The organism is Stenotrophomonas sp. YJH_SMC_65, assembly GCF_059369475.1.
This window is the reverse complement of record NZ_JCAFSR010000002.1, coordinates 525,259-545,076: the sequence shown is the minus strand read 5'-3', so window position 1 is coordinate 545,076 and position 19,818 is coordinate 525,259. Positions and strand designations below refer to the sequence as shown.

At 67.7% G+C, this 19,818-nt stretch carries 22 protein-coding genes; 12 read left to right on the top strand and 10 right to left on the bottom strand.

Going from position 1 to position 19,818, the window contains the following annotated elements:
* The first annotated feature begins 52 nt into the window (after window positions 1-52).
* The 4 genes from AC5P7A_RS05525 to AC5P7A_RS05510 all read left to right on the top strand — a co-directional run bounded on the left by AC5P7A_RS05525 (window position 53) and on the right by AC5P7A_RS05510 (window position 2,770).
* On the top strand, window positions 53-322 hold the full coding sequence (locus AC5P7A_RS05525) for a Trm112 family protein (protein ID WP_014036599.1): 270 nt from the start codon (window positions 53-55) through the stop codon (window positions 320-322).
* Complete coding sequence (gene nadC / locus AC5P7A_RS05520) at window positions 319-1,170, top strand: carboxylating nicotinate-nucleotide diphosphorylase (protein WP_014646586.1); 852 nt, start codon at window positions 319-321, stop codon at window positions 1,168-1,170. The genes AC5P7A_RS05525 and nadC overlap by 4 nt, the downstream gene beginning before the upstream one ends.
* 180 nt (window positions 1,171-1,350) lie before the next feature.
* Window positions 1,351-2,352, top strand: a complete 1,002-nt coding sequence (locus AC5P7A_RS05515; protein ID WP_111205951.1) for a DUF2272 domain-containing protein — start codon at window positions 1,351-1,353, stop codon at window positions 2,350-2,352.
* Between the two features lie 67 nt (window positions 2,353-2,419).
* Window positions 2,420-2,770, top strand: coding sequence for a DUF3301 domain-containing protein (locus AC5P7A_RS05510; protein ID WP_005415950.1), 351 nt, complete (start codon window positions 2,420-2,422; stop codon window positions 2,768-2,770).
* Window positions 2,771-2,874: 104 nt separating this feature from the next.
* Here AC5P7A_RS05510 and AC5P7A_RS05505 read toward each other — a convergent pair whose 3' ends face one another.
* The 7 genes from AC5P7A_RS05505 to AC5P7A_RS05475 form a co-directional block, all read right to left on the bottom strand.
* Entirely contained in the window at window positions 2,875-3,327 is a 453-nt protein-coding gene (locus AC5P7A_RS05505) for a ClpXP protease specificity-enhancing factor (protein ID WP_014646584.1), read from the bottom strand.
* Window positions 3,328-3,411: 84 nt separating this feature from the next.
* Window positions 3,412-4,047 (bottom strand): glutathione S-transferase N-terminal domain-containing protein, encoded by a 636-nt coding sequence (locus AC5P7A_RS05500; protein ID WP_005408842.1) that lies wholly within the window; start codon window positions 4,045-4,047, stop codon window positions 3,412-3,414.
* A 134-nt stretch (window positions 4,048-4,181) separates the two neighbouring features.
* Window positions 4,182-4,931: a cytochrome c1 gene (locus AC5P7A_RS05495; protein WP_032960911.1), complete on the bottom strand. Its 750-nt coding sequence runs from the start codon at window positions 4,929-4,931 to the stop codon at window positions 4,182-4,184.
* Window positions 4,924-6,183, bottom strand: coding sequence for a cytochrome b (locus AC5P7A_RS05490; RefSeq protein ID WP_014646581.1), 1,260 nt, complete (start codon window positions 6,181-6,183; stop codon window positions 4,924-4,926). The genes AC5P7A_RS05495 and AC5P7A_RS05490 overlap by 8 nt, the downstream gene beginning before the upstream one ends.
* The gene (petA, locus tag AC5P7A_RS05485; protein WP_004151998.1) at window positions 6,183-6,803 is read right to left on the bottom strand and encodes a ubiquinol-cytochrome c reductase iron-sulfur subunit; all 621 of its coding nucleotides are present in this window, start codon (window positions 6,801-6,803) and stop codon (window positions 6,183-6,185) included. The genes AC5P7A_RS05490 and petA overlap by 1 nt, the downstream gene beginning before the upstream one ends.
* 199 nt (window positions 6,804-7,002) lie before the next feature.
* A complete protein-coding gene (locus AC5P7A_RS05480; protein ID WP_495219940.1) occupies window positions 7,003-7,908 on the bottom strand; it encodes a lytic transglycosylase domain-containing protein in 906 nt (301 codons plus the stop codon).
* Between the two features lie 46 nt (window positions 7,909-7,954).
* Window positions 7,955-8,923 (bottom strand): helix-turn-helix transcriptional regulator, encoded by a 969-nt coding sequence (locus tag AC5P7A_RS05475; protein ID WP_014646579.1) that lies wholly within the window; start codon window positions 8,921-8,923, stop codon window positions 7,955-7,957.
* Between the two features lie 80 nt (window positions 8,924-9,003).
* On the opposite strand from AC5P7A_RS05475, the gene AC5P7A_RS05470 reads away from it, so the two are divergent.
* A complete protein-coding gene (locus tag AC5P7A_RS05470; protein WP_014646578.1) occupies window positions 9,004-9,621 on the top strand; it encodes a glutathione S-transferase family protein in 618 nt (205 codons plus the stop codon).
* 187 nt (window positions 9,622-9,808) lie between these two features.
* Window positions 9,809-11,227: a tRNA (N6-isopentenyl adenosine(37)-C2)-methylthiotransferase MiaB gene (gene miaB / locus AC5P7A_RS05465; protein ID WP_111205947.1), complete on the top strand. Its 1,419-nt coding sequence runs from the start codon at window positions 9,809-9,811 to the stop codon at window positions 11,225-11,227.
* 88 nt (window positions 11,228-11,315) lie between these two features.
* On the opposite strand, the gene AC5P7A_RS05460 is transcribed toward miaB, so the two are convergent.
* The 3 genes from AC5P7A_RS05460 to AC5P7A_RS05450 are packed head-to-tail and all read right to left on the bottom strand — an operon-like array spanning window position 11,316 to window position 14,325.
* Window positions 11,316-12,428, bottom strand: a complete 1,113-nt coding sequence (locus tag AC5P7A_RS05460) for an ABC transporter permease (protein ID WP_032960915.1) — start codon at window positions 12,426-12,428, stop codon at window positions 11,316-11,318.
* Window positions 12,425-13,348: an ABC transporter ATP-binding protein gene (locus AC5P7A_RS05455; RefSeq protein ID WP_111205946.1), complete on the bottom strand. Its 924-nt coding sequence runs from the start codon at window positions 13,346-13,348 to the stop codon at window positions 12,425-12,427. Before AC5P7A_RS05455 ends, AC5P7A_RS05460 begins: the two co-directional genes overlap by 4 nt.
* 20 nt (window positions 13,349-13,368) lie before the next feature.
* Window positions 13,369-14,325 (bottom strand): HlyD family secretion protein, encoded by a 957-nt coding sequence (locus tag AC5P7A_RS05450; RefSeq protein ID WP_111205945.1) that lies wholly within the window; start codon window positions 14,323-14,325, stop codon window positions 13,369-13,371.
* Window positions 14,326-14,849: 524 nt separating this feature from the next.
* On the opposite strand from AC5P7A_RS05450, the gene AC5P7A_RS05445 reads away from it, so the two are divergent.
* From AC5P7A_RS05445 to AC5P7A_RS05420, 6 genes are all read left to right on the top strand, one after another.
* Window positions 14,850-15,836 (top strand): PhoH family protein, encoded by a 987-nt coding sequence (locus tag AC5P7A_RS05445; RefSeq protein WP_032960924.1) that lies wholly within the window; start codon window positions 14,850-14,852, stop codon window positions 15,834-15,836.
* The gene (gene ybeY / locus AC5P7A_RS05440) at window positions 15,833-16,318 is read left to right on the top strand and encodes an rRNA maturation RNase YbeY (protein ID WP_014036587.1); all 486 of its coding nucleotides are present in this window, start codon (window positions 15,833-15,835) and stop codon (window positions 16,316-16,318) included. Before AC5P7A_RS05445 ends, ybeY begins: the two co-directional genes overlap by 4 nt.
* Window positions 16,319-16,395: 77 nt before the next feature.
* Window positions 16,396-16,971: a hypothetical protein gene (locus AC5P7A_RS05435; protein ID WP_227863814.1), complete on the top strand. Its 576-nt coding sequence runs from the start codon at window positions 16,396-16,398 to the stop codon at window positions 16,969-16,971.
* A gap of 77 nt (window positions 16,972-17,048) precedes the next feature.
* Window positions 17,049-17,615: a hypothetical protein gene (locus tag AC5P7A_RS05430; RefSeq protein WP_014646571.1), complete on the top strand. Its 567-nt coding sequence runs from the start codon at window positions 17,049-17,051 to the stop codon at window positions 17,613-17,615.
* A 64-nt stretch (window positions 17,616-17,679) separates the two neighbouring features.
* Window positions 17,680-18,561 (top strand): CorC family transporter, encoded by an 882-nt coding sequence (locus AC5P7A_RS05425; RefSeq protein ID WP_014036584.1) that lies wholly within the window; start codon window positions 17,680-17,682, stop codon window positions 18,559-18,561.
* The gene (locus AC5P7A_RS05420) at window positions 18,558-19,817 is read left to right on the top strand and encodes a lipoprotein N-acyltransferase Lnb domain-containing protein (protein WP_142234480.1); all 1,260 of its coding nucleotides are present in this window, start codon (window positions 18,558-18,560) and stop codon (window positions 19,815-19,817) included. Before AC5P7A_RS05425 ends, AC5P7A_RS05420 begins: the two co-directional genes overlap by 4 nt.
* The last annotated feature ends 1 nt before the right edge of the window (window position 19,818 follow it).

Genomic DNA, 19,818 nt, shown 5'->3' with positions numbered 1-19,818 from the left:
TCACCTGCCTTAAAGACGTATTCTAGCCATCTTCCACGCAAGACGAAGAACCATGGATCGCAAGCTGCTCGACCTGCTGGTGTCGCCTGACACCCGCCAGCCCCTGTCCCTGCTGGATGGCAAGGGCCTGGAAGCCCTCAACAAGGCCATTTCCGCCGGCGCGGTGAACAAGGCCGATGGCAACCCGCTGGCGCAGCCGCTGCGCGAAGCGCTGGTCACCCGCGACCGCAAGCAGGTCTTCCGCGTCGACGACGGCATCCCGGTGCTGCTGGCCGAGGAAGCCATCCCGACCGCCCAGATCGCCGATTTCCCGACCGCATGAGCACGCTGCCGACGCCGGATGCGGCCGTTGTCGCCGCCGATGTCGCGCGTGCACTGGCCGAGGACCTGGGCAGCGGTGATGTCACCGCCGCCCTGCTGCCCGACCAGGCCGACAGCGCCTACCTGCTGTGCAAGCAGGACGGGGTGATCGCCGGCCGCCCCTGGTTCGACGCCACCCACCGCGCGCTCGACCCGGACGTACGCATCGAATGGCAGGTTTCCGACGGCGACGCGGTTACCGCAGGCACCGTGCTGGCCCTGCTGCATGGGCGCAGCCGCAGCCTGGTCAGCGCCGAACGCACCTCGCTCAACTTCCTGCAGACGCTGTCCGGTACGGCAACCACCACCGCCCGCTACGTGGCGGCGGTGGCCGGTACCGGCACGCGCATCCTCGACACCCGCAAGACCCTGCCCGGCCTGCGCCTGGCTCAGAAGTACGCGGTGCGCTGCGGCGGTGGCGAGAACCATCGTTTCGGCCTGTACGACACGGTGATGCTGAAGGAAAACCACATCCGCGCTGCCGGTTCACTGGCCGACGCCGTGGCGGGCGCACGCCGGCAGTGGCCTGCGCTGCCGCTGGTGGTCGAGGTCGAGGATCTGGCGCAGCTGCGCCAGGCGCTCGACGCTGGTTGCGAACGCATCCTGCTGGACGACTTCAGCCCCGACCTGCGCCGCGAGGCGGTACGCATCACGGCCGGCCGCATTCCGCTGGAAGTGTCCGGCAGCGTCGGCCTGGGTGGCCTGCGCTCGATCGCCGAGGATGGCGTCGACTGCATCTCCATCGGCGGCCTGACCAAGCACGTGCAGGCCATCGATCTGTCGTTGAAGCTCGGCCCACCGCCGGGCTGAGGCCTGCAGGACTTGTAGAGCCGAGCCTACGCTCGGCTGCTTGTCGATTTGCGGCACGCCCTGCGCGCGCTTCGCGCTATGAGCCGAGCATGGGCTCGGCTCTACACGACCCGGGACGCCTTCACGGCTCGGCTACGGCCGCCTCTGCGACGCTGCCGGCATCCCCCACAGGAGCCGCGCATGCGCCGGATGCTCTTGCCTGCCTGTCTGCTGCTGGCCGCGGCCCCCCTGTCCGCAGCGGCGGCCGAAGCCTGCGATGTGCCACCGCGTTTCGGCCTGAGCCCATTGGCGGTGGCCATCCGCAATACTGCCTGCAATGAACACCGGCTCTGGTTCCGGCCTTTCATCGATCGCGATGGCCGCGCGGCGAGCCTGAGTGTCACCGAGGCTGAGAACGAACATCTGACCGACAACGGGCTGATTGCCTGGCAACGCGTGGCCGGCTACTGGCGCAACAGCGGCACGCTCAACGCGATGGGCAGCATCGCCGGCGCCAGCAGCTGTCTGGCACCACTGGGCACGCGCTACACCGACAGCGACTGCCGCACCTTCCTGATCGACAACCCGTGGTCGGCCGCGTTCATTTCCTGGGTGATGGTGCAGTCCGGCGTCCCCGGCTTCAACGCGTCGCCACGCCACATCGACTACATCCGTGCCGCGTACCAGGGCGGACCCTCGGGCGTGCCGTACCGGCTGGTCGATCCCGCGACCGCAAAGCCCGCACCGGGCGACCTGCTGTGCTTCCTGCGCGATCGCAGCACCACGCTCAGCTACAGTGGGCTGGTGCAGGCACTGGGCAACGGTTCGGTGGGCCACTGGAAATCACATTGCGAAGTAGTGGTGGCCGCCAACCTGGGGGGCGACCAGACCCTGTACCTGGTGGGCGGCAACGTGATGAACACGGTGGCGATGCGACTGCTGCCGCTGGACCGCACCGGGTTGATCAAGCTGCCGCCGGCGCGCGAACGCAACAGCACCGGCATCGAGCCCAGCTGCACGCCGGGCCGCGAGGACGAATGCAGCTTCAACCGCCAGGACTGGGCAGCGCTGCTGCAGCTGACGGCGACCGCGCCATTGGTGATGCCTTCGCCCTCCGCCGCGCCGATGCAGACGGTGCCGGCGACGGCGCCGTCTAACGTGCCCGCATCACCGATGTCCAGCGAACCGCAGCCACGGCGGTGAGTGCAGCGCTTGATCCAGCGCGCGTTCGCCGCCATCTTTGCCGGATCCACCTCTGACGGCTGACGCCATGCCCACCCTGCTGTTGTTGCTGATTGCCGGCGGAATCATCTATTTCTTCTGGAATGCGGCGCGTTCGGCCGCCGAGCGCGCGGTCGAGCTGGGCCGCAATGCCTGCCGCGCTGCCGACGTGCAGTGGCTGGATCAGGCGGTACATGCCACCGGCCTGCGACTGTCGCGTGGCGAGGACGGACGGCTCGGTTTCGAGCGCACCTTCAAGTTCGAGTATTCCTACGATGGCATCGATCGCCACGTGGGCCGCATGGTGCTGCGCGGCGACCAGCTGATCTCGTTCACCGGCCCCGGTGCCGCGCGGATCAGCCAGATCCGGCCGGATGTGGAGGATGCCGAGGATGTGTAAGAACTGAAGGTGTGCCGACCAACGGTCGGCACCCACACAATTCCGGCACCCACCGGTAAAACCTGCAAAGGAAGACGCCGCCCATCGGGGCGGCGTCGGAATGGTTACTTGACCACGCGCAGGTTCGGGCGGCCCTTGGGCGGCGGACTGGCCGGTGGCGTATCGTCCGGCGGCGTGCCGTCCTCGTGCAGCAGTTCGTCACTGGTCGGCGCGGTCTCGCTGCCCGGAATGTCATCCGGCAGCGCCATGCCCTGCCCGGTCTCGCGGGCATAGACCGCCAGCACGGCGCTGATCGGTACCTGCACCGGGTAGCTGGTGCCGGAGAAGCGGGCCGAGAAGCTCACCATTTCGTTGTCGATCATCAGCCGCACGACGGCGCGTTCGGCGATGTTGAGCACGACCCGGCCATCCTTGACCGCCGAAGGCGGCACCTGCACGCCGGGGACGCCGGCGTCGACCAGGATGTGCGGGGTCAGCTGGTTGTCGTTGATCCATTCCACCAGCGCCCGCAGCAGGTACGGGCGGTGGCTGGTCATGTGGAAGAAGTCTTCGGTCATGCGTGAAGTGTACGCGCCCGGCGCCCCGCCGGGGCGGATCGCCTGCACGCCGGTCGGCGTGCAGACGGGTTACGCAAGGTCGGATCAGACCGGCAGATCGCGCAGCTTCTTTTCCTGGTCGGTCAGGCTGCGGACGAAACCCGGGTGACGGAAGATGCGGTTGCCGTAGTCCTCGATCGCCTTGCCGTCCTTCGGCAGCGGCACGTCCAGCGACTGCAGGCGCCAGATGATCGGTGCCATTGCACAGTCGGCCAGGCTCATTTCCGGATTGAGGAAGAACTTGCTGGCCTTGAACAGCGGCAGCGAGGCGGTCAGCAGTTCCTTCAGGCGCTTGCGGCCGGCCTCGGCCTGGGTCTTGTTGCCCAGCTGGATGGCCTGCACCTGCGGTACCCAGTCGTGCTCGATGCGCAGCATGGCCAAGCGGATACGCGCACGCGAGAGCGGATCGACCGGCATCAGCGGAGGATGCGGGTAGCGTTCGTCCAAGTATTCGCTGACCACCGACGCGGCGTACAGCACCAGCTCGCGCTCGACCAGGGTCGGCACCGAGTGGTACGGATTGAGATCGATCAGGTCTTCAGGCGGGTTCTGCGGATCGACCGGGACAAAGTCGAAGGTGACCCCCTTGGCCGCCAGCACCAGGCGTACCCGGTGGCACAGTACGTCGTCGTTCGAGGAAAACAGCGTCAGTGTATTGCGCATGCGTACGCTCGCCGCCATCAAAGGCTCTCCCACGACAGGAGACCGCCTGCCGCATCGGCGCCGCCGGCACCGTGCCAGCGGTCGACTCCACCCCGAGTGTGCAACCGACCATCACAAAAGCCAATAGGCCCGGGCGATGGCCGGCGGCAGAATCAGTGGACGTCCTTCCAGTATTCCTTCTTCAGCAGGTACAGCAGGAACGTCAGCAGGGCCAGGAACAGGATCACCCATACGCCCAGCTGCTGGCGCTTGAGCGCGGCCGGTTCACCGGCGTATTCGAGGAAGTTGGTGATGTCCCGAACGGCCTGATCGTACTGGCCGGCATCGACCGACCCGGGCGTTTCGATTTTCAGGCCGGTTACCGGCGGGTCCATGCCAGGCGCTTCCGCCTTGCCGTGCACCGCATGCTGCAGGCCCTGCATCTCCCACAGCGGGTTGGGCATGGAGGCATTGGCGAACAGCGCGTTGTTCCAGCCCAGCGGGCGGCTGCTGTCCAGATAGAACGACTTGAGATAGGTGTAGACCCAGTCACTGCCCCGCACGCGCGAGATCAGGCTGAGATCGGGCGGCATCTTGCCGAACCACTTCTCCGCGTTCTCCTTGGGCATCGCCACCGGGATCGGGTCGCCGATCGCCGAGCCGGTGAAGTTGAGGTTGTTCATCACCTCTTCCTCGGTCAGGCCGAGGTCCTGCGCCATCCGCGAATAGCGCAGGTACTTCAATGCGTGGCAGCCGGAGCAGTAGTTCATGTACAGCTGCGCGCCGCGCTGCAGCGAGGCGCGGTCACCGAGGTCGTTGCCGGCCTGCAGCAGCGGGGTGCCGCCTTCGGCGGCGGAGGCCAGGAAACTGCCCAGCATCAGGGTGGCCGCCAGGGCCAGCCGGACCATCCAGCGCTCAGTCATGCGTGGTCACCCTCTCCGGTACCGGCTTGGTCCTGTCCAACCTTGTCCATAGCGGCATGGTGATGAAGAACGCAAAGTACAGGAAGGTCAACACCCGCCCGATGTAGGTCTCGTGCACATCGGTGCCCGGGCCGGAACCAATCACGCCCAGCCACACGAAGCACACCGCCAGCACGCCCAGCATCACCTTCGAGATCCAGCCGCGGTAGCGCACCGATTTCACCTTCGCCTTGTCCAGCCACGGCACCAGGAACAGGATCGCGATGGCCGAGAACATCACCAGCACGCCGCCCAGCTTGTTCGGCACCACGCGCAACATCGCGTAGTACGGCGTGTAGTACCAGACCGGCTTGATGTGTTCCGGGGTCACCAGGCGGTTGGCTTCGGTGAAGTTGTCGTGCTCCAGGAACAGGCCGCCGAAACCGGGGGCGAAGAAGATGATGAAGGCGGCGATGATCAGCAGGAAGCCGGCACCGACGCCATCCTTGAGCGTGTAGTACGGATGGAACGGAATGCCGTCGGCCGGGGCGTTCGGCGACCAGCGGTTGCCCTTGGGCCCCTTCTTGATCTCCACGCCATCGGGGTTGTTCGACCCCACCTCGTGCAGCGCGCCCAGGTGCAGCACCACCAGCAACAGCAGCACCAGCGGCAGTGCGATGACGTGCAGCGCGAAGAAGCGGTTGAGCGTGGCGTCACTGGGCAGGTAGTCGCCCATGATCCACTCGGTCAGGCCGTTGCCGATCACCGGTATCGCGCCGAACAGCGAAATGATCACCTTGGCGCCCCAGAACGACATCTGGCCCCACGGCAGCACGTAGCCCATGAAGGCTTCGGCCATCAGCACCAGGTAGATCAGCATGCCCAGGATCCACACCAGTTCGCGCGGCTTCTGGTAACTGCCGTACAGCAGGCCGCGGAACATGTGCAGGTAGACCACGATGAAGAACAGCGAGGCCCCGGTGGAGTGCATGTAGCGGATCAGCCAGCCCCACTCCACATCACGCATGATGTATTCGATGGAGCCGAACGCCTCGGCGGCGTTGGTCTTGTAGTGCATCGTCAGGAAGATGCCGGTGACGATCTGGTTGACCAGCACCAGCAGCGCCAGCGAACCGAAGTAGTACCAGATGTTGAAGTTCTTCGGCGCGTAGTACTCGGTGACGTGCTTGCGGTAGACCGGCATCAGGCCCGGCGCGCGGGCATTGACCCAGTCGGCCACGCCGCTGGCGGTACGAGCGAGGATATTGGCCATCAGGCTGCCCCCTGCGGATCGACACCGATGATGATGGTGTTGTCGTCCTGGTAATGGTGCGCGGGCACCTTCAGGTTGATCGGCGCCGGCACGTCCTTGAAGACGCGGCCGGACATGTCGAAGCGCGACTTGTGGCAGGGGCAGAAGTAGCCGCCCTTCCACTGCGGGTCATAGGGTTCAGGCCGGATCTCGGCGACCATTTCCGGCGAACAGCCCAGGTGCGTGCACAGGCCGACCAGCACGGAAATGTCCGGCTTGATCGAGCGCAGCTCGGGGTTCTGCTTCAGCACGTAGTCCGGCTGCTGGTCCTTCTCGCCGGACTCGGGGTCCTTGAGGCGGCCATCGAGCCCGTGCAGTGCATCGAGGATCGCCTTGGACCGCTTGACGATCCAGATCGGCTGGCCACGCCATTCCACGATCAGGCGTTGGCCTTCCTGCAGGGCGCTGATGTCGGCCACCACCGGTGCGCCGGCAAGCTTGGCACGGGCACTGGGGTTCCAGGATTTGATGAAAGGAACAGCGGTGAATCCGACGCCGACGGCGCCCACCACGGCTGTGGTGGCAGAAAGAAAACGCCGACGTCCGGTGTTGACTGGATCGTGTACCCCATCGTTGGCCATCCGGCACTCCGATATTGATTAGGTAGCTTTAAGGCTGCCAGCGGATCCGGTGGGGGCCAGAGCCGCATTGAATCATGGGCGAGTGTAGCGGAACCGTCGAGCGCCACACAACGCATTGCAACAACATTGATTACGGGGCTGCCAGCCAGTGGCCGGTCGGTGCCGGCCATTGCCCAAGGTTGCCGGCCAGCGGCCGGCACTACTGGTGCGTCAATGCGGTGCGGTAACGCTCGGCCAGCTGCCCGACCCGGCGCACGTAGTACTGGGTCTCGCTGTAGGGCGGCACGCCACCGTGGCGGTCAACCGCGCCTTCGCCCGCGTTGTAGCCAGCCGCGGCCAGGGTCAGGTCGCCATTGAAACGCTTCAACAACCACGCAAGATACTGCACGCCACCGCGGATGTTCTGCCCGGCATCGTAGGAATCGCTGACTCCGAAACGGGCCGCGGTTGGCGGCATCAGCTGCATCAGGCCCTGCGCGCCGGCGCGGCTGAGCGCGGTCGGGTTGTAGGCCGACTCGGCGTGGATGATGGCGCGCACCACGGCTTCGTCGACGCCGAACTCGCGCGCGGCCGAGCTGATCTCGGTCTGGAACGCGGTGGTGTTCAACCGCACCGAACCGAAGTCCACGCGCGGGTTGACGCCACAGGCGTAGCAGCGCTCCATGAAACTGTACCGGATGGTGCGCACCGGGCCGAGGTTGGCGACCTGGGTCGGGCGCGCACTGGTGTAGTGGCGCACGCCGTCCTTCATGAAGGAATAGACCTGGCCGCTGACCATGCGCCCGCTGCGCGAGGCAACCGGGGGCGCGGGTACGGCGGCTGGCGCAGCCGCCGGCGTCGCAGCGCTGGCCGCCACCGCCACCGGGTTGCGCTCGATGCTGGCCACGGTGGTCGGCGCCGGCTTCGGCGCGGCCACCACCGGGCGCGTTGCCGGGCGGAGGTCGCGGCTGTAGCTGATGGCGCTGCAGCGGGCCCCGGCCAGGCGCTTGCTGACATAGCTGGTGACCCCGTCGGCGCCCTGGCACTTGAACAGGGTGCCCGCGCTGGCCGGCGCAGCGGTCAGCGCAGCGATGATGATCGCCGTTGTCCCCAGTATCCCCTTCATGCCGGCGAGTGTCCCAGCTTCGCCGGGGCTTGCCAAGCGACGCGGCTCAGCCTGTGACGGGCGGCACAGCCAGCACCTGCCCCAATCCGGCCAGGCGCTGTGCCAGTTCATCGCGCAGGCCCGGCGGCGTGGTCCACACCGCCACCGGCACCCGGTCCAGGCTGAGGATCTGCGCCAGCATCATGCCGCGGCTCTCGGCGCCCATGCGCAGCAGGCAATGGTCGGGCCCATCGTCCTCCAGCACACCACACCAGGGCGGGATGCGGCCTTCCAGCTCGGCGCGGCTGCCGGCCAGGCGGACGATGGCCTGCAGGGCGAACGGGGCCTGGCTGACCGCCTGCCGCACCATCACATCCGGCGGTGCGGGCGTACGGCGGTGCATGCCCGGCTCGGCGCATTCGCGCACCGCGCCCATCCGGTCCACGCGCAGGGTGCGCCAGTCCTGCCGGCCCAGGTCCCAGGCCAGCAGGTACCAGCGCCGCCCGTAGTTGACCAGGTGCTGCGCCTCGACCTCGCGCTGGGTCACCGCTTCCTGGGCACTGCGGTATTCGAAGGCCAGCCGTGACGCCTGCCGGCAGTGCTGGGCCAGCTGCCCAAGCAGGCGTGCGTCGGTGGACGGAAGGTCGGACAGGGTGGCGGTGGCGGCATGCACCTCGCCGGCCTGCTGGCGGCGACGGGTCGGCACCAGCGGATCGAGCTTGGACAACAGGCCGCGCGCGGTGTCGTCGATGCCGGCGACGGTCGCAGAGGCCGCGCGCAGGGCGATGGCCAGGGTAGTCGCCTCCTCCTCGTCCAGCAGCATCGGCAGCACCGGCGCCCCTGCCCCCAGCTGGTAGCCGCCGCCAACCCCGGACGAGGCCCGGACCGGATAACCCAGCTCGCGCAGGCGCTCGACGTCACGGCGGATGCTGCGCCGGTCCACGCCCATGCGCTCGGCGAGCTCGGCCCCGGACCACTGGCGACGGGCCTGCAGCAGGGCGATCAGGCGCAGCAGTCGATGGGCGGTATGGCGCATGAAGGATCGAGGACAGAAGTCGTCCGCAATAGTGCCCCAGGATGGCCTCCAGTTCACCACCCACCGCAAGGAGCAATGCCATGAATTCACGCCAGATCACCCTGTACCACGCCGCCCGTTCCCGCTCGAGCGGCGCCGTGGCCCTGCTCGAAGCACTGGGTGCCGACTACCGCATGCAGGTGCTGGACCTGAAGGCGGGCGCCAACCTGGCCCCGGCCTACCTGGCCATCAACCCGATGGGCAAGGTGCCGGCGATCGTCCACAACGGTGCGCTGGTGACCGAGCAGGTGGCGATCTATCTGTACCTGGCCGACCTGTATCCGGAGGCCGGCCTGGCACCGCCGATCGGCGACGCCCTGCGCGGGCCCTACCTGCGCTGGATGGCCTTCTATGGCGCCTGTTTCGAGCCGGCGATGATCGACAAGGCGATGCACCGCGAGCCGCCGCCGCGCCTGATGTCGCCGTACAACGACGCCGAGACCGTGCTGCAGGTGATCGAGGCCCAGCTGGCGCAGGGCCCCTACCTGCTCGGCGAGACGATGAGCGCCGCCGACGTGCTGTGGGGCAATGCGCTGGCCTGGACCACGGCCTTCGGCCTGGTGCAGCCCGCGCCGGCCACGGCCGATTACATCGCACGGATGAGCGCGATGACCGCCTTCGACCGTTCGCGGCAGATCGATGCGGAGCTGGCGGCGTAAGCAGCGGCCCCTTGTAGAGCCGAGCCCACGCTCGGCTGCTCCTCCGCCTTGCAAAGGCAGCCGAGCACGGGCTCGGCTCTACAGTGATGGCCACGCTGGGCATGGGCTCGGTTGCACGGGCGCGGCGGCTGGCGCGGGATGCGGGTAGAATTACCCGCTTTCCCGCCACCCGAATGGATTAAGCGCCATGACCGGGACGCCAGACGTCTTTCCGCCCACCACACCGGGCGGTACCCCCCTCGTTGCCCTGCCCGCTGGTCCGCGCAAGCCCGACCAGGTGAAAGGCAAGCTGTACATCAAGACCCACGGTTGCCAGATGAACGAGTACGACTCGGCCAAGATGGCCGACGTGCTTGCCGCCAGCGATGGCCTGGAACTGACCGACAGCCCGGACGACGCCGACGTCATCCTGGTCAACACCTGCTCCATCCGCGAGAAGGCGCAGGAGAAGGTGTTCAGCCAGCTGGGCGTGTGGAAGGGGCTGAAGAACAAGGGCCGTGAAGTCATCATCGGCGTCGGCGGCTGCGTCGCCTCGCAGGAAGGCGAAGCGATCATCAAGCGTGCGCCGTTCGTCGACCTGGTGTTCGGCCCGCAGACCCTGCACCGGCTGCCGGAGCTGATCCGCGCACGCCGCGAACAGAAGCGCCCGCAGGTCGACATCAGCTTCCCCGAGATCGAGAAATTCGATCGCCTGCCCGAGCCGCGCGCCGAAGGACCCTCGGCATTCGTGTCGATCATGGAAGGCTGTTCCAAGTACTGTTCGTTCTGCGTGGTGCCCTACACCCGCGGCACCGAAGTCAGCCGCCCGTTCGAGGACGTGGTGGTGGAGGTGGCGCAGCTGGCCGCACAGGGCGTGCGCGAGATCAACCTGCTCGGGCAGAACGTCAACGCGTATCGCGGGCCCTATGGTGACGGTGAGTTCGCCGACCTCGGCCTGCTGATCCGCACCATCGCCGAGATCGATGGCGTCGGCCGCATCCGCTTCACCACCTCGCATCCGCTGGAGTTCAGCGATTCGCTGATCGATGCGTTCCGTGACGTGCCACAGCTGGCCAACTTCCTGCACCTGCCGGTACAGGCCGGCAGCGACCGCGTGCTGTCGGCGATGAAACGCGGCTACACCGCGCTGGAGTTCAAGTCGAAGATCCGCAAGCTGCGGGCGGTGCGCCCGGACATCTCGATCAGCTCGGACTTCATCGTCGGCTTCCCCGGCGAGACCGACGCCGATTTCGAGAAGACCATGAAGCTGATCGAGGACATCGGCTTCGACCACAGCTTCTCCTTCATCTATTCACGCCGCCCCGGCACGCCGGCCGCGGACCTGGAGGACACAATCAGCGATGCCGAGAAGCACGCGCGCCTGTCGCGCCTGCAGGAGCGCATCAATGCGCATGCCGCCGGCATTTCCGAGAAGATGGTCGGCACCGTGCAGACCGTGCTGGTGGAAGGGCCCTCGCGCAAGAACCCGAACGAGCTGACCGGCAAGACCGAGAACATGCGTTCGGTGAACTTCCCGGCGCCGGCGCGCCTGATCGGCCAGTTCGTGGATGTGGTGATCACCGAAGCGCTGACCAATTCGCTGCGCGCGCGGGTGGTGACGGAATGAATCTTCGGGTCGGAGCCCCAAAGGGGCTCCGACCCGCCGGCCCGATAAATTGGGGTCGGAGCCCCTGCGGGGATCCGACCCCCTGCCTTCAATCCAGGCGCTTGCGGAAACGCAGGATGGCCAGGGTCATCATCACCACGATGAAGGCCAGCAGCGCCAGCGCGTCGTGCCACAGCTCCCACAACGAGGCGCCGCGCAGCATGATGCCGCGCACCAGGCGCAGGAAGTGGGTCAGCGGCAGCACCTCGGCCAGCCACTGCACCGGCCGCGGCATGCCAGCGAACGGGAACATGAAGCCCGACAGCAGGATCGACGGCAGGAACAGGAACAGCGTCATCTGCATCGCCTGGAACTGCGAGCGCGCACGCGTGGAGATCAGCAGGCCCAGCGCCAGGTTGGCCAGCACCAGCAGCACCGCGGCCAGATAGATGTCCAGCAGGCTGCCGCGAATGGGTACCTGGAACAGCCAGGTGCCCAGCACCAGCACCAGCGTGGTCTGCAGCAGGCCGATGGCCGCATAGGGCAGCACCTTGCCGACCATCAGCTCGCTGCGCGACACCGGCGTGGCGATCAGCAGTTCCATGTTGCCGCGCTCGCGTTCGCGCACCACCGCTACCGCCGTGAACATCACCAGGGTCATGGTCAGGATCACCCCGATCAGGCCCGGTACGATGTTCACCGCCGAGCGCCGCTGCGGGTTGTAGAAGCTGGTCACGCTGACCGGACCACTGGCGATGCTGCCTTCGCGCAGGGGACGGGTGTTGCTGGTCGGGCGCGTGTCCAGCGGCACCTGCGCCAGCTGGATCGCCGCGCTCTGCACCACGGTGTCGCTGCCATCGACCAGCACCTGCACCGCCTCGCGTCCATCGAAGCGGCGACGCTCGAAGTCGGCCGGCACCACGATGCCGACACTGATCTCGCCACGGCGCAGCGCCTGCATCAGCTGGGCAGGCGTGTAGGCTTCGCTGCGCGGCGTGATCACGCCGGTGGCCACCATGTCCTGCACCAGCGCGCGCGAAGCGGCGCTGTTGGCCTGATCGGCGACACCCGCATCGAGATGACGCAGGTTGAGGTTGATCGCATAGCCGAACAGCAACAGCTGCATCACCGGAATGCCAACGATCATCGCCAGCGTGATGCGGTCGCGGCGCAGCTGCCGCAGCTCCTTGAGCATGATCGCCCACAGCCGGCGCAGGTTCATCCCGCCGGCTCCCGGCCGCGGCCACGGGTGGCGGCCACGAACACATCTTCCAGGTTCGGCGCCACCGTCTGGATACGGGCCTGCGGGTCAGCGTTGGCAAGTGCACGGGCCAGCACTGCGACGTCCGCTGCGCCCTCATTGCACAGCACGCGCAGCTGGGTGCCGATCTGCGCCACGCTCAGCACACCGGGCAGCTCAGACAGTGCGCGGCTGGCCTGCCGCGGCTGCGACGACGTGACCTGCAACGTGCGGCCGTCCAGCCGTGCGCACAGCTCAGCCGGCGTGCCATCGGCGACCAGCGCACCACGGTCCAGGATTGCCAGCCGGTGGCAGCGCTCGGCCTCGTCCATGTAGTGGGTCGACACCAGCACGGTGGTACCGGCGTTGGCAAGTTCAAACAGGGCTTCCCAGAAATCACGGCGCGATTCCGGATCGACCGCGCTGGTCGGCTCGTCCAGGAACAGCAGCTCGGGCGCGTGCACGACGGCGCCGGCCAGGGCGAGGCGCTGCTTCTGGCCACCGCTGAGGGTTCCGGCCAGTTGTGGCTGACGGTCCAGGAGATGGTACTGCTCCAGCAGCTCGTCGACCCGCTGCCGGGCCTGCGCGCGTGGCAGATCCTGGATGGCGGCGAGGAATTCCAGGTTCTCGCGCACCGACAGGTCCTCATACAACGAGAAGCGCTGGGTCATGTAGCCGATGCGCCGGCGCAGTGCTTCGGCCTGCTCGGGAACCGCCAGCCCCAGCACCTGGATCTGCCCAGCGCTCGGTTCCAGCAGGCCGCACAGCATGCGGATGGTGGTCGACTTTCCGGATCCATTGGGCCCCAGGAAGCCGTACACCTGCCCGCGCGGCACGGTCAGGTCGACATTGTCCACGGCCAGAAGATCGCCGAAGCGGCGGGTCAAGCCCTGCGCATGCACCGCGATGTCGTCGCCGGTGTTCAGAAGCGCACCTGCACCGGCAGTCCGGCCGGAAGCTTCTGCATGTCGGTGGCCGTGTCCACTTCGATCTCGGCCAGATAGCTCAGGCGCTCGACGTCATCACCGGTCAGTGCGTAGTACGGGGTGAACGAGGGCTCGCTGCGGATTGAGCGCACGTGCCCCTTCAGCACGGTGCTGCCGTCTTCCAGCTGCACCTGCGCAGCCTGCCCGACCTTGACCTGCAGGCGCAGCGGCTGCGGCAGGTAGACGCGTGCATAGGGGCGCTCGCCGACCAGCATCACCGCCAGTGGCGCCCCGATCGGCGCCTGGTCACCCTGCCGGTAAGGCAGGGCATCGACAACACCATCGCGCGGCGCGCGCAGCTGCAGCTTCTGCAGGTTGACGCCCTGCACCACCTGCTGCGCCTGCGCGGCATCGGCGGCCGCCTGGCCCTGGGCGATGTCCTGCGCGCGGCTGCCGTGCACCAGTTCCAGCCAGGCCTGCTCGGCGGCCCGCACGCTGGCCTCGGCACTGCCGGCAGCCGCCCGTGCACGGTCCAGCTCGGAGGCGGCGATCAGGCGCTGGCGTGCCAGCGGTTGCACCCGACGGTAGTAGGCCGTGGCTTCAGCGGACTGCGCGCGCAACGCGGCCAGCTGCGCCTGGGCCTGCGCGATCTGTTCCTGGCGCGGGCCGATCTTCAGTTCTTCCAACTGGGCCTGCGCGCGCACCGTGTCGGCCTGCGCCGCGGCGAACTGCGCGTCGCCGCGGGCGGGGTCGAGCTGCATCAGCACTGCTCCGGCCTTGACCTGCTGCCCCTCGCGTACCTCCACCGTGGCGATCACTTCGGCCGCCGGCGCCGGCACCGTGATCCGGTCCCACTCCAGCGTGCCGAGCGCTGCAGGCGGCGCCTGCCCACACCCGGCCAGCAGGCCGATACCCACCAATCCGATTCCACGCATCCCATTGCCGATGCCCATGCCATCCCCTCCTGCGACGGCGCCACGGTGCCATCCGCCCCGTGCACCCTCTATGATTCCGATCAGCCCTGACGGTTTTTTCACCACGCGTTGGCGAGCCTTTGGCTGCAAGGCTCCGCGCCACCTATCCACAGGTTGATTCGGCATCATTCCACAACCGGTGTGGAAAACCGGCAACACGGCATCCTGTTGCTCGCCTGGCAGCGGAACCTGCGCTGCGATCACGAAGAACGCCGGCGTGCCCGGGAAGTTCTCGGCCACGCGCTGCGACGTGCCCTCCCTCCCGGTCCGCCCGTCCTGCGGGTGCCGGCACGCCCGGGTCCGTGACGATTTTTTCACCACCCCCTCATGACGCTTGTGGCACAAGCACTGTAGAGGTCTATCCACAGGTTTCCGCAGCCCCCGTCCACACCGGGTGTGGAAAAGCATGTATCGACCCCGTGCTGGCCGCGCGCCCGCTGCGCGCGCTACCCTTGTCCTCCCTGAATACACTGCGGTGGAAGGCTTCCGCCCCACCCAAGGCAATGAAAAGCATCGAACATCGAGACTTCACCCTGTCGCCGGAAGACACCGAGCGGCTGGCCAACCTGTGCGGCCCCTTCGATGGGCACCTGCGCCAGATCGAGCTGAAGCTCGGCGTGGAGATCGCCAACCGCGGTTTCGTGTTCCGCATCAGCGGGCCCAACGAAGCCATCGTCGAGGCGCAGAAGCTGGTTGAAGCGCTGTACGCCGAAGCCGGCGAAACCACCTTCGACAACCACGCCATCCACCTGCGCCTGGCGCAGGCCAACGTCGAGCAGATCGCCGAACGCTCCTACGAAGCGCAGGAGGTGGCGATCAAGGTCAAGCGCGGCACGGTGCGCGGCCGCGGTGCCAACCAGGGCCGCTACCTGCACCAGATCGCCACGCATGACATCAACTTCGGCATCGGCCCGGCCGGCACCGGCAAGACCTTCCTGGCCGTGGCCAGCGCGGTCGAAGCGCTGAACGAATCACGGGTGCAGCGCCTGATCCTGGTGCGCCCGGCGGTGGAGGCCGGCGAGAAGCTGGGCTTCCTGCCCGGTGACCTGAGCCAGAAGGTCGACCCCTACCTGCGACCGCTGTACGACGCCCTCTACGAGATGATGGGCGTGGAGAAGGTGGTCAAGCTGCTGGAAAAGAACGTCATCGAAATCGCGCCGCTGGCCTACATGCGTGGCCGCACGCTCAACGATGCCTTCGTGATCCTGGACGAAGCACAGAACACCACCATCGAGCAGATGAAGATGTTCCTGACCCGCCTCGGCTACGGTTCCACCGCCGTGGTCACCGGCGACCTGACCCAGACCGATCTCCCCAAGCACGTGAAGTCCGGCCTGCGCGATGCCATCGACGTGCTGCGCGAGGTCGAGGGCGTCAGCTTCACCTTCTTCGAGTCGCGCGACGTGGTCCGCCACCCGCTGGTGGCGCGCATCGTCAGCGCCTACGATCGCCGTGACCTGCATCAGATCCAACCTGGAGCAACTCCATGACCCGTGGTCCCGTGCGACTGGACGTCGCCGTCAGTTATGCCCTGCCGCGCACCGGCCTGCCGGCGGCGGTCAGCTTCCGCAAGTGGGTGGCTGCTGCGCTGAAAGGCCGCATCCGCGAGGCCGACCTGGCCATCCGCGTGGTCGATGCCAAGGAAGGGCAGTCACTGAACCGCCATTATCGCGGCAAGGATTACGCGACCAACGTGCTCAGCTTCCCGGCCGAAGTGCCCGAAGGGCTGCCCAAGGGCGTGAAGTTTCCGCTGCTGGGCGACCTGGTGATCTGCGCACCGGTGGTGGCCCGCGAGGCCGATGAACAGGGCAAGGCGCTCAACGCCCACTACGCACACCTGACCGTGCACGGCGTGCTGCACCTGCTCGGCTGGGACCACGAGGACGACAAGGAAGCCGACGCCATGGAACAGCTGGAGCGCGAGATCCTGGCCGAGCTCGGCATCGCCGACCCCTACGCCGGCGAGCGCTGAGGCCCACGCACACCGGGATCTTCACGGAGGACGCGCCCATCGCGCTGCTGCCCGCACTCATCGCCGCTCTTCTGCAGGTGACCACTGCCCCGGGCATCGACCCCGGCCGGGAACGACCGTCGCCGTTCCCGGCCAGCGACAGCGCCGCCGACATTGCCGCCAAGGTCGCCGAGGTGCAGGCGTTCTTTGACGTCAGCCAACAGACGGCGCGTCAGGCGGTCGCCGAGGCGCAGCAGCACGCATTGATGGAACGTTTGAAAGCGCGCCACGCGGCACGCCTCGCCGGAATCTGGGTGGACAACGCGGCAGGTTGGAACGTCGTCGTTCGACTGACTGGCCCAGCACCCGCGGCCGATGAGACACATCCAGGGGCGGATGGCCCGCAACGCGTGCGCTACATCACCGGCGCCGCGATGACCGAAGCGGAGATGCAGCGCCGCCTGCACGCACAGCGGGACTGGCTGCTGGCCCAGCTGCCCGACCTGTTCGGCTATAGCCTGGATGTCACGACCGGGGAACTGGAGGTTGAGCTGCGCGATACCCCGGCCAACCGCGCGACGGCGGCGGCCGTGCGCGATCACCTGCAGGTGCAACTGGGCTATCCGGTCAGGCTGCGCTGGTACCCTGCGACCACGCGCCGGTATCCGCCCTGATTGCCTTGGGGCGCTCGCGATGGCTGGCCGGGACCGGTACGATCACCGGCCTGCCTCCCGTTGCGGATCCCGTGCCCGTGCTGCGTATTGCCCTGCCCCTGCTGCTCGCCGTGTCCGCCCCGGCCGCTGCCCTGGACCTGCCGGCCCTGATTGAATGCCGCCAGGGCGTGGCCGAGCAGGCCGCGTTGGCGCCCCTGCTGGCTGATCCACTGAAAGCCGTCGCCCACGGCCTGCAGCCGCTGCCGCAGGGCAACCAGTTCATGAGCGAGTACCGGCTGGCCCAGCCGATCAGCGTGTTCGGCGCCCGCACCGAACGGGTCGCCGTGGCCGGGTCCAGCGTCATGGCGATCCTCGACCAGGCCGATCCGCGGCCGCTGGCCAGGCAGCTGGGGCTGGAGACCGGCTACGACCAGGACGGCAAGTTCATGGCCGGCCGCGAGCTGGTCAGCCGCGACGTGACCGATCCGAAGACCGGCGAGGCCCGGATCGAGTCGATCATCCTCAGCGTCTCCACCGTGGCCTCCCATCCCGGCAAAACCCTGGCCGGCTGCACCTACAGCCTGGACCTGCCCGAGGAAGAAGCCCCCGCCCGGCCTGAACTGGCCCCGCCGCCGATCACCGGACCGGGCAGCGACGGTCACTGACAGGCCGCCACATCCTGCTAGACTTGGGCCAACGCCCGGCTTGCCGGGTGCCCTTTTTCCAGAGATGTCAGAAGACGACAGTAGTAGCTCCGCACAGGAGCCCAGTGAAAAGAAGCGCGGCTGGCTTGAACGCCTGACCTCCGCCTTCTCCGGCGAACCCCATACCCGCGACGAGCTGGTCGCTGTCCTGCACACCGCGCAGGAAGAGGGCCTGATCGCCGCCGATACCCTGAAGATGATGGAAGGCGCCATTTCGGTGGCCGAGCTGACCGTGGGCGACGTGATGATCTCGCGCTCGCAGATGGTTTCGCTGCCGGTCGAAGCGCCCTTCCTGGAACTGATGAAGCAGGTGGTCGAATCCGGCCATTCGCGCTTCCCGGTGCACGGCGAGAACAAGGACGACATCCTTGGCATCCTGCTGGCCAAGGACCTGCTGCGCGGCGTGGTCGCCGACAACGGCCCGGCCAACGTGCGCGAGCTGCTGCGCCCGGCAGTGCTGATCCCGGAGGCGAAGAAGCTCAACGTGCTGCTGAAGGAATTCCGCCTGTCACGCAACCACATGGCCATCGTGGTCGACGAGTACGGCGGTGTCGCCGGCCTGGTCACCATCGAGGACGTGCTGGAACAGATCGTCGGCGAGATCGACGACGAGCATGACGAGGCCGAGGATCCGTCGGCGCAGATCGCCATCCAGTCCGACGGCCAGTACGTGGTCGACGCGCTGACCCCGATCGGCGACTTCAACGAACGCTTCGGCGCTACCTTCTCCGACGAGGACTACGACACCATCGGTGGCCTGGTCACCGAGGCCGTGGGCCACCTGCCGGAAGTCGGTGACGAGCTGGCGCTGGACCGCTTCATGTTCCGCGTGGCCCGCGCCGATGCGCGCCGGGTCCAGGCCTTCCACGTGACCGTGCTGCCGCCGGACGCGCAGGACGACGCTTGAAGCGCGGCGCCCTCCTGGCACTGCGCCTGAGGCTGTGGCTGGCACTGTGCGTGCTGGCCACGGCCCTGCCGCTGGCCGCCTTCGCGCAGCCGGCGGCACCCGAACCTGCTGCACCCGCCACCAGCGCCGAGGCTCCCGCCCCGCGCATCGGGGTGGTGACCATGCAGCCGGGCACGGTGTTCTTCGAGCGCTTCGGCCACGACGCCATCGTCGTGATCGATCCGCTCAGCGGCGAAGCGACCTCGTACAACTTCGGCTACTTCGATCCGTCCGAGGACGATTTCATCAGCCGCTTCGTGCGCGGCGACATGATGTACTACCTGGTGGCGCTGCCGCTGCAGCAGGATCTGTCGTACTACGACGAGACCGGCCGTGGCGCCAGCGTGCAGTGGCTGGACCTGCGCCCGGAGCAGGCACGTGCACTGGCCGCCGACCTGGCCGAGCGGGCCAAGCCGGAAAACGCGCGCTACCACTACGACTACTACACCGCCAACTGCGCCACGATGGTACGCGACACGGTGGACAAGGCGCTGGGTGGCGGCCTGCAGTCGCAGCTGTCGGGGCGCTCGCGCGGCAATACCTACCGCAGTGAATCGGTGCGCCTGGCCTCGCCGGCACCATGGATGTGGCTGGGCTTCGATGTCGGCCTCGGGCCGTTCGCCGACCAGCCGCTGTCGCGCTGGCAGGAAGCCTTCGTGCCGATGCGCCTGGCCGATGCGCTGCGCCAGGCGCGCAACAGCGATGGCCGGCCGCTGGTGCAGTCCGAACAGGAACTGCTGCCGCACCGCATCGACCCGGAGCCGAAGGAATTCGCACGCCGCTGGTGGCCGTGGCTGCTGCTTGGGCTGGTCGTGGCCGGCGGCGTGCTGGCGCTGCGCAACCGCCCGCGCCTGCTGGCCGGGCTGGCCCTGCCGTTCTGGCTGCTGTGTGCCATCGCCGGCAGCCTGCTGGTGTTCCTGTGGGGCTTCAGCACCCACTACGCCGCCTGGGCCAACCGCAACCTGCTGCTGCTTTCGCCACTGGCCGTGCTGCTGCTGCCAGGCGCGATCGCGCTGCTGCGCCGGCGCGCGCCGGGCCGCATGTTCAGGGTCGTGCTGTGGCTGCTGGCGGTGCAGGCCGTGGCGGCGCTGGTGCTGCACTGGCTGAGCCTGCAGGCGCAGTACAACGTGCAGTGGATCGTGCTGCTGCTGCCCGTCCACGTCGCGCTGGCGTGGGTACTGGGGCGCCGTCCTCACTTGTCCGAAACACGGCACTGAC

Coding starts and splice junctions, on each gene's coding strand:
- AC5P7A_RS05445 (WP_032960924.1), top strand. CDS start 14,850: ATGAAAAGCATCGAACATCGAGACTTCACCCTGTCGCCGGAAGACACC.
- AC5P7A_RS05505 (WP_014646584.1), bottom strand. CDS start 3,327: ATGACCGAAGACTTCTTCCACATGACCAGCCACCGCCCGTACCTGCTG.
- petA (WP_004151998.1), bottom strand. CDS start 6,803: ATGGCCAACGATGGGGTACACGATCCAGTCAACACCGGACGTCGGCGT.
- miaB (WP_111205947.1), top strand. CDS start 9,809: ATGACCGGGACGCCAGACGTCTTTCCGCCCACCACACCGGGCGGTACC.
- AC5P7A_RS05425 (WP_014036584.1), top strand. CDS start 17,680: ATGTCAGAAGACGACAGTAGTAGCTCCGCACAGGAGCCCAGTGAAAAG.
- ybeY (WP_014036587.1), top strand. CDS start 15,833: ATGACCCGTGGTCCCGTGCGACTGGACGTCGCCGTCAGTTATGCCCTG.
- AC5P7A_RS05475 (WP_014646579.1), bottom strand. CDS start 8,923: ATGCGCCATACCGCCCATCGACTGCTGCGCCTGATCGCCCTGCTGCAG.
- AC5P7A_RS05450 (WP_111205945.1), bottom strand. CDS start 14,325: ATGGGCATCGGCAATGGGATGCGTGGAATCGGATTGGTGGGTATCGGC.
- AC5P7A_RS05490 (WP_014646581.1), bottom strand. CDS start 6,183: ATGGCCAATATCCTCGCTCGTACCGCCAGCGGCGTGGCCGACTGGGTC.
- AC5P7A_RS05510 (WP_005415950.1), top strand. CDS start 2,420: ATGCCCACCCTGCTGTTGTTGCTGATTGCCGGCGGAATCATCTATTTC.
- AC5P7A_RS05495 (WP_032960911.1), bottom strand. CDS start 4,931: ATGACTGAGCGCTGGATGGTCCGGCTGGCCCTGGCGGCCACCCTGATG.
- nadC (WP_014646586.1), top strand. CDS start 319: ATGAGCACGCTGCCGACGCCGGATGCGGCCGTTGTCGCCGCCGATGTC.
- AC5P7A_RS05460 (WP_032960915.1), bottom strand. CDS start 12,428: ATGAACCTGCGCCGGCTGTGGGCGATCATGCTCAAGGAGCTGCGGCAG.
- AC5P7A_RS05500 (WP_005408842.1), bottom strand. CDS start 4,047: ATGGCGGCGAGCGTACGCATGCGCAATACACTGACGCTGTTTTCCTCG.
- AC5P7A_RS05470 (WP_014646578.1), top strand. CDS start 9,004: ATGAATTCACGCCAGATCACCCTGTACCACGCCGCCCGTTCCCGCTCG.
- AC5P7A_RS05515 (WP_111205951.1), top strand. CDS start 1,351: ATGCGCCGGATGCTCTTGCCTGCCTGTCTGCTGCTGGCCGCGGCCCCC.
- AC5P7A_RS05480 (WP_495219940.1), bottom strand. CDS start 7,908: ATGAAGGGGATACTGGGGACAACGGCGATCATCATCGCTGCGCTGACC.
- AC5P7A_RS05525 (WP_014036599.1), top strand. CDS start 53: ATGGATCGCAAGCTGCTCGACCTGCTGGTGTCGCCTGACACCCGCCAG.